Raw genomic sequence first — 12,243 nt, forward strand, 5'->3', positions numbered from 1 at the left:
CGATGGGGCGCGGCCGTCAAAGAGCCAAACAGCGAAAAGTCGCACGCGATTTAAAGTATTACAGTCCAAAAACGGATTTCAGCGCGCTAGCCCGCGAACTCTCATCCGCTGGCGGGCGGGAGAATAACAGTTGGGATTCTGCCGACGCTTATGAAGATGAAATGGAGAGTGCCACCGAGCAGAATGACGCTGATTACAGCGATGAATATGCCGCTTATGCGGAGTATGCCGCTAAGTATGGGGACGACGAGGAATCCTAAGATTACAAAATTTCTAGCTTAATACCCACATATCATTATGTACCCGTATACCACAGGTATTAGGGCATAAAATTCGTAATTTAGTGCAAAAAATCAGAGTGCTACAAAAGTAGTACGCGCGTAGCAGAGATAATACTTCGTTTTTATATTTACTTCTTACCCAAACGAAGCTGCACTGGAGTAACCAAGTAATCTATTACCGCGCACTCCCCTTCTAGCGCATTCTATTTCAGCGCATTTATTTCTAGCGCTCTTCTTCCGATACCGACGCTAAAATATCCGGAAGCGGAAAATAAGCAAATATATCTGCTTGTACGCCGGAGCACGCTATAGCAGCAGGTCGATATTTACCAGTCAGCACTAGCTGCAGCCAAGTATTTCCATCCATCTCCACCACATTAGGTGGAGTGCCCCGCCGATGATTCACTCCGGGTAGAGCTTGCACCGCTCCTACCCATGGAATTCTTATTTCTACTGCCCGCCCTGGATGCAGCGCAGCAAAATATTGCAGAGAATAGCGCACAGCCAGTTGCATTTCTTCCTGGCTCAGTACACCTCCCTGCGAATATTTTTGCAAACACTGCTGCGCTGCTTTCGCATCCAGTTTAGGCAACATTAATCTGGAAAATCTTTAGAGCTTTAGATGATACCTTGCTCTAACATAGCATCCGCTACGATCTTAAATCCGGCCACATTCGCTCCCACTAGATAATCGTAGGGGCGACCCATCTTATCTGCCGTTTCAAGACAGGTAGTATGGATATCTTCCATAATCCGATCCAAGCGATTGTTCACTTTATCAAAATCCCAGTGCTGCAGCATTGCGTTCTGCTGCATCTCCAGAGCCGAAGTAGCTACACCTCCTGCATTGGCTGCTTTCGAAGGCGCATAGAGCAAATTAGCTCGCTGGGCAATCTCAATTGCTCCCGGGGTGAGTGGCATATTTGCCCCCTCTACCACTATCTGGGCGCCGTTGGCGATAAGAGTGCGCATATCCGAAGAACGCAATTCATTCTGCGTAGCACAAGGCATAATTACTTCTCCCGGCACGTCCCAGACTTTCTTTCCGGGGCGATATTCGGCGTGCGGGCGCCGCTGGGCATATTCAGATACTCTCCCGCGTTCTACTTCTTTCACCTGCTTCAGAAGCTCTAAATCGATGCCGTCCGGATCGTATACTGCTCCAGAAGAATCGGAAATCGTCAGTGCCTGTGCCCCGAGTAACTGTGCCCGCTCTATTGCGTAGATAGCTACGTTGCCAGAACCGGAAACGATTACTTTCTTGCCGGCAAGGTCTTCATTACGCTCCTGCAACATAGAAAGAGCAAAAGCGACTACTCCGTAGCCCGTAGCTTCCTTTCGCGCTAAGGAACCACCCCAGCCGAGGCCTTTTCCAGTGAGCACACCCATCTCATTACGATTTGTGAGGCGCTTATACTGCCCATATAGATAACCAATTTCGCGCGCCCCAACCCCAATATCACCAGCGGGCACGTCGCAGTCAGCACCAATATGCCGAGAAAGCTCCGTCATAAAAGCTTGACAGAAGCGCATTACTTCCATATCTGATTTACCGTGCGGATCGAAATCGGAGCCACCTTTGCCGCCCCCGATTCCCTGCCGCGTAAGCGCATTCTTAAAAGTCTGCTCAAATCCTAAGAACTTAATAATAGAAAGATTCACCGACGGGTGGAAGCGCAATCCCCCTTTATAAGGCCCTAAAACGGAACTAAATTGCACCCGGTAGCCCCGATTTATATGTATTTTGTGCTCATCGTCTTCCCAAGCTACGCGGAACATGAGCTGACGCTCTGGCTCCACCATACGCGCCAAGATACTAGCATCTGCGTAATCTTTCTCGCGTAGCAACAGCGGTTCCACGCTGTCAATAACTTCCCGCACTGCTTGTTGAAACTCCGGCTCGGTGGGGTTTCTCCGTACAGATTCTTGATAAATTTCCTCTAAGCGTGCGTCCATACTATTTTCTCCAGTTCGGTAACGTATAAAACCAGATAATTCCGGAATTAAACTGTTTACTATTGGAATTACTTTACTAATCGTAAGGCATAAAAAGTCCGGAAAGGTACTTATAAAAAAGAGTGAGATGCGCTATACGCCGATTCTCTAATTGGCAATTACGCTTTCATTATCAGTAAAAGCTGCCAAAACGCCGCCCTGTACCCACACAAAAATGTGGTCAATTACCTCATCACGGCTGAGTTGCGCCACATAATAATCAGAGACGGAAAGTTCAAAATTGGGATAGTCTTGCGGGCGTTCTAATACCCGGCGCGAGAAAAGCCAAGCTTCTGCTACATTGCGAATCATCGACACCAGCGCCACCGAACCAATATGCCCACGCACCAGCAAAGAAATTTGCTCAGAATTTAAGTTATTGTCGAGGGAATCAGCTTTCTTTCCTACATCGATATTGTGTGCATCGAGAGCGGTGCGCAGAATTACCTCATCGAAATCCAGCATTTTGGTGCTGCCAGGTTCTCCTTCTAAATCCCCAATTCGCACGAAAATATAGAGATCTAGGTTGTTTTCCATAAAGTCTAGATATTCTTCAATAGCAGCCTTTATCATTTGGGCCGGATTTTCATAGCGCAACATCGCCTCTTTAATCTGCTGCACTAAGTTCCCTACCACGTAGCTTCCTACCGCATACTGCAGGCTCAATTTATCCGGGAAATAACGGTACAGAATCGACTTAGAAGTTTTAGCATATTCAGCTATCTGATCCATAGAGACCTGGTAACTATATTTCCGCACCGCCTCGCACGTAATCTCAATAAACTTACGAGTACGCTCTTCGCGATGCTTTACCCAACGTAAAGCACGCCCATCGACTTTATCGGTCTCCCCGTTTAGTGCCTCCATGCACTCTCCATATCTAATAGAGATTCTAGATATCTACGAATTTATATGTAACATTTTCTAGAAGCTATATCCATAGTTTAATAAGAAAAAGCACATATTTGAATTTTACGCCTCTCTTAATGCTCTTTTGTGCAAAATCTCTTTGTTAATTTTGTACAAAATCCGCTTATCGATTTTTTGCGCAAATTCCCGTGGCTGCTATTTTTCCAATCCAGATTTTCCGGTAAGTATTTTCGCCACCTGTAAATACTTTTCTTGAATATCCTTAGCTACCGCTGCGGGCAAGGGTGGCGGGGCAGTACTTTGGAAAGACCACCCTCCAGCGTCATTCATTAACCAATCACGAATAATCTGTTTATCGAAAGAAGGCTGCGGGCGGCCTGGCTCATAATCATCTGCCAACCAATACCGAGAAGAATCCGGAGTTAGCACTTCATCTCCCAGTATGACCTGCTCCTCCCCTTGATTTATCGAAGCACCAAATTCAAATTTCGTATCCGCCAAAATAACTCCGCGGGAAAGGGCAATCTTATGTGCTTGGTTGTAGAGCTGCAGAGAATAATCCCGCACCTTTTCCACCAATTCAGCTCCCATTAATTCACTCATAGTAGCCGGAGTAATATCTACGTCATGCCGGCCATCTAAAGCTTTTGTAGAGGGGCAAAAAATCGGAGTAGGCAATTGCTCAGCTTCTTTTATACCAGATGGAATACGCTGGCCAGCCACCGCACCGCTCTCTTTATACTCTCGGTAATACTGCCCGGTGAGATAACCCCGCACGGTACATTCAAAACGGTACATCCACAACCGCTGCACCACCATCGCCCGATTTGCTACTTCGGCCGGCGGAAGAATTTGCAAGAGATGATGCGGCACTTGCCCGTCAATCTGACTAAACCACCAGCGGCTTAAATGCGTAAGCACAATACCTTTATTTTTAATTACCGAAGGGAGCACATAACCATAGGCACTAATGCGATCAGAAGCCACTACCAACAGAGTTTCCATACCGGAAGGCTTACTAAATCCCGCAGGCACATAGAGATCGCGCACTTTTCCGGAATAAATCCTCGTCCAGCCCGGTATATTCGCCATATTTGCTGCGGTGATCATGAAAATCTCCTCTCACCCTCTCCGTAATAAAATTCTAATCAGAAATAACCACGCTTTCTAGAGTTGACCAATTAAAAGTGGAAAATTTCGATTAGTTTCTTAGCTAATTTTCTAGCTAAATTCTCAGCTCAATTCCCCTAGTTCGTTCCCAATTATCTTCTTATTCGACCTATAAAAACGAGGGGCGGGATACCTTTCGGTACCCCGCCCCTGCAATAGCTTCAGCTACGCGCGACTTTATCAGTGATTACGCGTAGTTAAAGCGAAAACGGAATTTTCCGTTTAGTTCTTGGCAGCTGCAATCCGCTCTTTCAGATTATTCAGCTCTTCTACCAAAGCTGCTGGCAGCTTGTCGCCAAACTTCTGGAAGTATTCGGCAGTGTCTGCTGCTTCAGCTTCCCAAGCTTCCGGATCAATCGTGTACATAGCTTCCCAATCAGCTTCGGAAACGCCTGCACCTTCCAGATTGAAATCTTCACGCTTCGGATAGAGACCCGTCAAGCCTTCTACTGCTTCTACTTCACCAGTTGCCCGGCGTACGATCCAGTCCAGTACGCGCGAGTTATCGCCGTAGCCCGGCCACAGGAACTTGCCTTCGGCATTCTTGCGGAACCAGTTCACCTGGTAAATCTTCGGGAACTTATCGCCCAGCTTCTCTTGCATCTCGAGCCAGTGACCCCAGTAATCGGCCATGTTGTAGCCACAGAAGGGGAGCATAGCGAAAGGATCGTGACGCAGAGCGCCTGCCTTGACGTCCAGCGCAGCAGCAGTTACTTCGGAAGACACATTAGCGCCAATGAATACGCCGTGTGCCGGAGTGTACTGCTCAGCTACCAACGGTACGTTGGTGGCGCGGCGGCCGCCGAAGAGGATGGCGTCAACCGGTACACCTTCCGGAGCTTCCCAATCGGGGCAAATAATCGGGCACTGAGAGGCCGGGGTGGTAAAGCGGGAATTCGGGTGAGCGGCCTTCTTGCCGGCTTCCGAATCAGCCTTGGTGAAATCATTACCCTGCCAATCGATGAGGTGCTCTGGCTGTTCGCCGTCGATGCCTTCCCACCACACATCGCCGTCATCGGTGAGTGCCACATTGGTGAAGATGGTGTTGGAACGCATGGTATCCATAGCCATCGGGTTCGTATCGTAAGAAGTACCCGGAGCTACGCCGAAGAAGCCAGCTTCTGGGTTGATGGCACGCAGACGGCCGTCTTTACCAGGACGCATCCAGGCGATATCGTCACCAATGGTCTCTACCTTGTAGCCGTCAATGGTCGGCTGTAGCATAGCGAGGTTGGTCTTTCCGCAGGCAGAGGGGAAAGCAGCGGTTACGTGATACTGCTTGCCGGTCTGCTCATTGGTCAGACGCAGGATGAGCATGTGCTCTGCCATCCAGCCATCCCGCCGAGCCATCGTAGAAGCAATACGCAGAGCGTAGCACTTCTTGCCAAGGAGCGCGTTCCCGCCGTAGCCAGAACCGAAGGACCAAATTTCGTTAGTTTCGGGGAAGTGCGTAATGTACTTGGTGTCATTGCACGGCCAAGCCACATCTTCCCGAGTTTCGCCAGCTGCATCAACCAGCGGATAACCTACGGAGTGTACAGCCGGTACCCAAGGCTTTCCTTCACCGATCAGCTTCAGAGCAGCTGCACCCATCCGGGTCATAATACGCATATTTACTACTACATAAGGAGAATCGGTGAGCTCGATACCCAGCTGGGAAATCGGTCCACCCAAGGGGCCCATGGAGAACGGAATCACGTACATGGTGCGGCCACGCATAGCACCGCGGAATACGCCCTTTTCACCAATGAGGGTTTCTTTCATTTCCTTAGGATCAGCCCAGTGATTGGTCGGGCCAGCATCTTCTTCCTTTTCGGAGCAAATAAAGGTACGAGATTCTACTCGTGCCACGTCCGAAGGTAGAGAGCGCGCTAAGAACGAATTGGGGCGCTTCTCCGGATTAAGACGCGTAAACATACCGCTTTCCACCATTTTATCGGTTAAGCGCGTCCACTCTTCATCAGATCCATCTACCCATTCGATGCAATCTGGAAGTGTAATATTTGCAACCCCGGTCACCCACTTTACAAGCTCTTCAGTGGCCGCTGCCGGTGCACTCTTCTGCACCTCTTCGACAGTATAGGTCTTATCAGTCATTGCATTTCCTCCTATAAATTGGTAATGCGCTTGCTGGTTTTTTGCACTCCCTGATGCAGTACAAAATCTCCAGCATGGGTACCATTATTCCCATTCCCTTCTATTCTCACACTACCGAACTTTTATTTCTGCCTCTGTGAAGTAATTTCCCTCATAAAGAACAAAATTATCTTTCCAAAAAAGCGATTAATGAGACTTTTTTAGGATAAAGTGCCCAGACAACCCCGAAAGATTAAAAACTAAAATAAAATCCCACTTTTATTGGTCTTCTCCATTTATAATGGATGGCAACTATTGGCTATCTCTTTAGCTGTTATTAGTTTTAGTTAATCGAAGAACGGATGCGTAATGAAATCTCCAACTTTTTCACCTGCTCTCCGCAAGATAGCCATTCTACTCTTGCCATTTACCCTCCTCCTAGCCGCCTGCGAATCAATAAATACCTTGGAATTCTCCGCCGACGGCACCCCCACTTTCACAATGACTCTAAAAGACTCTTCTGGTTTTCTGAAAATGGGTGGTTTGAAATCCTGTAATGACTTAACTAATTCTTCCCCCTTCGCAGATAATCTAGGTTTAGACGGAATATGGGGCACAGACTCTAGCGCGAACGATAACGATAGATACAGCACTAAAGTAGTAGATAAATCTAATGATAAAACCATAGATTGTACAGTTACTTTTACCGGTAAAAAATCTGCTCTAGACGGTAATTTACTGAAAGAAGAGGGAGATACACTCGTCTTTAATCCTCCGACTGATACCTCTGAAGAATTCGATGAAAAAAGCTTAGAGGCCTTCGGAATAGTAGATTACAAATTTTCCTTTACCGTAATAATGCCTGGAAAAATTATTTCCGCCGAAGGTGCCAATATTGACGGAAATAAAGCCACCTATGATTTAGCTGGGCTCTCCAAAGGAATCAAGGTCGTAGCGGAAAAAAAGAGTTCTCCTTTAAGCTCTGCTCCTAGCTATACCTGGATTATTGCTGCCGGAGCAGTTCTAGCTTTAGTAGCAGCCTTGGGCTTTTTTGCCAGTCGGCGCGCAAAGCACGCCGCTCCCACTTTGCCGGAAACGCCTACGCCACCAGCGGCTGAAACCCTAGCTCCCCCAGCTGTAGCTACTGCGCCAGGAGCGGATGCAACGGCCGACCCTGTCGATTCAGCTAGCTCCGCCGATTCGGCCTACCTAGATGAATCTGATAACTCTGCCGACTCGGCTGACCCGACTGATGCATCCGCAGAAATACTCCCAGCAGCGGATTCCACCCCGCCGTCGGCAGAAAATTAAAATAATTTATTGGCGCTATAAATTTTTATAGCGCCAATAAAATTTAGTAGCTCTAATAAATAGGAGTATCTAAACCAGCGCTAAAAATGCATTCATGGCACCAGCTATGAAACTTCATCAATATGAAGCTCCTATATTAGTGAAATTCAGCAACCACTACTTATCTAATAGTGGAGTGCGCACTATTGTTTGCTCGCGCCCGGGCCCCACGCCAATAGAAGAAATATGGCAAGCGGAGAGCTCCTCCAAAGCCTGCACATAAGACTGCGCAGTCGCCGGTAACTCAGCGAAAGTGCAGCACTGCGAAATATCTTCCTGCCAACCTGGGAAATACTCATATATAGGCTTGGCATGATGCATATCCGATTGTGAATCAGGCATTTCCGCTACCCGTTTTCCATCAATCTCATAGGCCACGCAGACCGGAATTTTCTCCAGGCCACTCAGCACGTCCAGTTTCGTGAGCACGATATCAGTAAGAGAATTGACCATAGTCGCATAGCGCGCTACTACAGAATCGTACCAGCCACAGCGGCGCGGCCGACCGGTAGTAACCCCATATTCTCCGCCTTGCTCACGCAGCCAATCTCCTTCTTCTCCCAGCAACTCGGTGGGGAAAGGCCCTTCTCCTACGCGCGTCAGGTAAGCTTTAGCCACTCCAATTACTTTATCGATACGCCGAGGCCCTACTCCGCTGCCGGTGCAAGCTCCCGCTGCAGTACAAGAGGAAGAAGTTACGAAAGGATAAGTACCGTGATCAATATCGAGCATCACTGCTTGCCCCGCCTCAAATACCACCGTCTTACCGGCGTCCAAGGCTTGATTGAGCTCCACAGTCGTATTCATTACTAGTGGGCGCACCCGCGGAGCATAAGCGAGCAACTCTTCGGTAATCTCGGCTACCGAGAATTTTTCTTCCTCGTTCAGCAGTAGATTTTTCTGCGCCAGGACCCCCTCCACTTTTTGCCGCAAAATAGAGGGATCAAATAAATCTTGAATACGCAGTCCGATTCGATTCATCTTATCGGCATAAGTAGGGCCAATTCCGCGCCCGGTAGTGCCGATTTTCCGCTTCCCGAGCAAACGCTCATTTACCGCATCCATCCGCCGATTATAAGAGGGGATAATGTGGGCATTAGAAGAAATCCGCAACTTAGAGGTGTCGATACCACGCGATTCTAAATCGGCAATTTCAGAAAAAAGTACCTCTAAATCTACTACCACACCATTGCCAATCACCGGCGTGCAGCCTGGAGTGAGAATTCCTGCTGGCAATAGATGCAGTGCAAATTTTTCCCCGTCTACTACGACGGTGTGCCCCGCATTATTACCGCCATTAAATTTCACTACATAATCTACTTCTGTACCGAGCTGGTCAGAAGCTTTACCTTTGCCTTCATCGCCCCACTGAGCACCGACAATCACTAATGCAGGCATTTGCCCTATCCTTTATTTACTTCCTATTTGACCACCGGAAATGTATAGCACAAATTCAGCGGCCAGCGCATTTTACCGCTATAGTCTAGCATCTCCCTTTACACAGTAAATACCGTCCGCCATATGAGAGAAAATAACCTGAAAGCGGAACACATAATGAGACGATAAAATCACCTGCACAGAAACTACCGAAGCTACAGAGAACAGAAAATGCAACGGGGCGAGCCAGCCGCTGCTGACTCGCCCCGCCGAATTACCTAATAATTTATAGGCTCAGATTACTTCATCTTGGTGCCTACCGAGCCTAAACGCTCGCAGGCTTCCAGTACCCGCGCGGCCATGCCGGCTTCTGCCGCCTTGCCCCAGCTCCGCGGATCGTACATCTTCTTATTTCCTACTTCATGCTCTACCTTCAGCACTCCGTCGTAGTTGCGGAACATATGATCAACTACTGGGCGGGTGAAGGCGTACTGAGTATCGGTGTCGATGTTCATCTTGATGACGCCGTTACGCACCGCAGTAGCGATTTCTTCGGCAGTGGAACCGGAACCACCGTGCATTACCAAATCGAAAGGACGATCGCCCACATTGAACTTGGCACCTACTGCCTCCTGGATTTCTCCGAGCAGCTCGGGGCGCAGCTTCACGGCACCGGGCTTGTACACTCCGTGCACATTACCGAAGGTAAGAGCCGTAATATAGCGACCCTTCTCTCCTAATCCCAGCGCTTCAACCGTCTTAATACCATCTTCGGCAGTGGTGTACAGCTTCTCGTTAATTTCTGCCTTTACACCGTCTTCTTCGCCGCCGACTACGCCAATCTCAATTTCGAGAATGGTATTAGCAGCCTGCGAAAGCTCTAATAGCTCCTGCGCAATCTCCAGATTTTCTTTCAAAGGTACTGCCGAGCCGTCCCACATATGCGACTGGAAGAAAGGCAAACGACCTGCCTTTACCTCTTCGGCTTCCAGCTCAAGCAAGGGGCGAACCCAAGAATCGATGTTCTGCTTCGCGCAGTGATCAGTATGCAAAGCTACCGTCACTGGATAGTTCTTCGCTACTTCTTTCGCATAAGCGACCATAGCCAAAGATCCAGCTACCCGATCTTTAATAGTAGAACCGGCCCAGTATTCGGCACCTCCTACCGAAACCTGAATAATGCCATCGGATTCTGCTTCAGCAAAACCCTGCAGAGCAGCGGTTAAGGTCTGCGAGGACGTCACATTAATAGCCGGGTAAGCAAATTTATTTTCCTTTGCCCGGTTGAGCATTTCTGAATACACTTCAGGGGTTGCGATTGCCACGGTACAAACTCCTTTTATTTATAGATAACCTAGCGTTCTAATTATCTCACTAAAGTTCCTTTTGCTCCACACCAACGAAAAAAGAAATTTTGCAGAAATTACAAAACTCCCCCGCCTGCTCCGCACATTTTTCAGTTTCTTAAAAATCAGAAAGCAGAAACGGCTATATATAGCCATTTTCTCGAAATGAAAAAGTAAAAATTTTGCAAGAATGTAAATTATTTACAACTTTACTGCCAAGGCGAAAAAAATATGATTGAATTTGAAGCAAGTACCGGACCGCAATGCTGCGGATACGGGCAAAGATACGGGTTCAATTCTGAATCTAATGCCGTAAGGAGAGCAGAAAAGCAGAAGACGGCTACCGCCTATTCTGACTACTGAAATCCGCAGGGCATATACTAAGGAGGAAAAATGTCGAGAATCAAGCGGTTTACTGGGCTAGCTCTTACCGCTGCACTCGCCGTGGCCGGTCTAGCTGCCTGCGGTGGAGATGAAAAAGCAGAGAGCGCTGGCTCCGTTTACTATCTGAATTTCAAGCCGGAACAAGAGGAAGCTTGGAAGAAGATTGCTAAGGCCTATACGGACGAAACTGGAGTAAAGGTAAAGATTGTAACTGCCGCCTCCGGTCAGTACGAAAAAACTTTAAAGACGGAAATTGAAAAAGAAGATGCTCCGACTATTTTCAATATTAATGGTCCGGTAGGATTGAAGAACTGGAAGAATTACACTCTCAATCTGGCTGATTCGGAAATCTACAAGCAGCTCAGCGATCAAAATATGGCTGTGAAAGATGGCGACGGAGTATATGGTATCCCCTTCGTAGTAGAAGGATATGGCCTCATCTACAATGACGCTATTTTGCAGAAGTACTTCGCCATGAGCGGAGCCAAAGCAAAGTCAGTAGCCGAAATCAACAACTTCGAGAAGCTGAAGGAAGTAGCCGAAGATATGCAGGCGAAGAAGGCAGAGCTCGGAATTGACGGCACTTTCGCTTCCACTTCTTTCGCTCCGGGTGAAGATTGGCGCTGGCAGACCCATTTGGCCAACTACCCCGTATACTACGAACTCAAAGATAAGAACGTAGCCGATTCCGATAAGCTGGAATTCACCTACGGAGATAACTACAAGAACATTCTCGATCTTTACGTGAAGAACTCCACGGTAGCACCGGAGCAGGCAACTGCGAAGACCGTTACCGACTCCATGGCTGAATTTGCCCTCGGCAAGGCAGCTTTCGTGCAGAACGGAAACTGGGGATGGAGCCAGATTGCTGAAGTAGCAGGCAACACTGTGAAGGAAAGCGATGTACACTTTATGCCGATTTATACGGGCGTAAAGGGCGAAGAGAAGACGAGCATTGCCGTAGGTACCGAGAACTTCCTCGCGGTAAATGCCAAGACCTCCGAAGCCAACCAGAAGGCCTCGCTGGACTTCATCAACTGGGTATTCACCTCTGAAAAGGGCAAGAAGATGGTAGTAGAAGACCTCAAGTTCATTGCTCCTTTCAAGTCCTTCGGTAAAGACGAAGTACCGAATGATCCGCTTGGAAAAGAAGTTAAAGCGGCAGTAGACAACCCGGATTTGCAGACCATTAACTGGGTATTCCCGATCTTCCCCTCGCAGGAATTCAAGGATGGTCTCGGCCAGCAACTCGCTCAGTACATTTCCGGCAAGAACAGCTGGGATAACGTCAAGAAGTACTTCGTTGACGAGTGGGCAGCTGCAAAAGCAGGCAAGTAAACTGCGCAAATAAGGGTTCTTTTCCTTATGTAAATAATGACGGTGGCGCAGCTGAA

10 protein-coding genes are annotated in these 12,243 nt (G+C 48.1%); 3 read left to right on the forward strand and 7 right to left on the reverse strand.

What is annotated here, in order from left to right; all coding sequences use genetic code 11:
• Positions 1–2 precede the first annotated feature (2 nt).
• Positions 3–260: a DUF3073 domain-containing protein gene (locus tag BQ7117_RS06800; RefSeq protein WP_073996774.1), complete on the forward strand. Its 258-nt coding sequence runs from the start codon at positions 3–5 to the stop codon at positions 258–260.
• Positions 261–504: 244 nt separating this feature from the next.
• Here the strand turns inward: BQ7117_RS06800 and BQ7117_RS06805 are convergent, their stop codons facing one another.
• The 5 genes from BQ7117_RS06805 to BQ7117_RS06825 form a co-directional block, all read right to left on the reverse strand.
• On the reverse strand, positions 505–876 hold the full coding sequence (locus BQ7117_RS06805; RefSeq protein WP_073996775.1) for a sterol carrier family protein: 372 nt from the start codon (positions 874–876) through the stop codon (positions 505–507).
• Positions 877–899: 23 nt separating this feature from the next.
• Positions 900–2,237, reverse strand: coding sequence for an NADP-specific glutamate dehydrogenase (gdhA, locus tag BQ7117_RS06810; RefSeq protein ID WP_073996776.1), 1,338 nt, complete (start codon positions 2,235–2,237; stop codon positions 900–902).
• Positions 2,238–2,384: 147 nt separating this feature from the next.
• Positions 2,385–3,143 (reverse strand): TetR/AcrR family transcriptional regulator, encoded by a 759-nt coding sequence (locus tag BQ7117_RS06815; protein ID WP_073996777.1) that lies wholly within the window; start codon positions 3,141–3,143, stop codon positions 2,385–2,387.
• Positions 3,144–3,341: 198 nt separating this feature from the next.
• Positions 3,342–4,256 (reverse strand): phosphoribosylaminoimidazolesuccinocarboxamide synthase, encoded by a 915-nt coding sequence (locus BQ7117_RS06820; protein WP_073996778.1) that lies wholly within the window; start codon positions 4,254–4,256, stop codon positions 3,342–3,344.
• Positions 4,257–4,538: 282 nt separating this feature from the next.
• Positions 4,539–6,413: a phosphoenolpyruvate carboxykinase (GTP) gene (locus tag BQ7117_RS06825; protein ID WP_073996779.1), complete on the reverse strand. Its 1,875-nt coding sequence runs from the start codon at positions 6,411–6,413 to the stop codon at positions 4,539–4,541.
• Between the two features lie 348 nt (positions 6,414–6,761).
• Here BQ7117_RS06825 and BQ7117_RS07770 point away from each other — a divergent pair, with 348 nt between their 5' ends.
• Positions 6,762–7,703 (forward strand): hypothetical protein, encoded by a 942-nt coding sequence (locus tag BQ7117_RS07770; RefSeq protein WP_073996780.1) that lies wholly within the window; start codon positions 6,762–6,764, stop codon positions 7,701–7,703.
• Positions 7,704–7,859: 156 nt separating this feature from the next.
• Here BQ7117_RS07770 and BQ7117_RS06835 read toward each other — a convergent pair whose 3' ends face one another.
• Together BQ7117_RS06835 and fbaA are read right to left on the reverse strand one after the other, a co-directional pair.
• Complete coding sequence (locus BQ7117_RS06835; protein WP_073996781.1) at positions 7,860–9,140, reverse strand: adenylosuccinate synthase; 1,281 nt, start codon at positions 9,138–9,140, stop codon at positions 7,860–7,862.
• Positions 9,141–9,418: 278 nt separating this feature from the next.
• Positions 9,419–10,444 (reverse strand): class II fructose-bisphosphate aldolase, encoded by a 1,026-nt coding sequence (gene fbaA, locus BQ7117_RS06840; RefSeq protein ID WP_073996782.1) that lies wholly within the window; start codon positions 10,442–10,444, stop codon positions 9,419–9,421.
• 414 nt (positions 10,445–10,858) lie between these two features.
• Here fbaA and BQ7117_RS06845 point away from each other — a divergent pair, with 414 nt between their 5' ends.
• Entirely contained in the window at positions 10,859–12,187 is a 1,329-nt protein-coding gene (locus tag BQ7117_RS06845; protein ID WP_073996783.1) for an ABC transporter substrate-binding protein, read from the forward strand.
• Positions 12,188–12,243 lie beyond the last annotated feature (56 nt).

Origin of the sequence: Arcanobacterium urinimassiliense, assembly GCF_900119495.1 — a bacterium.
GTDB classification, from domain to species: domain Bacteria; phylum Actinomycetota; class Actinomycetes; order Actinomycetales; family Actinomycetaceae; genus Arcanobacterium_A; species Arcanobacterium_A urinimassiliense.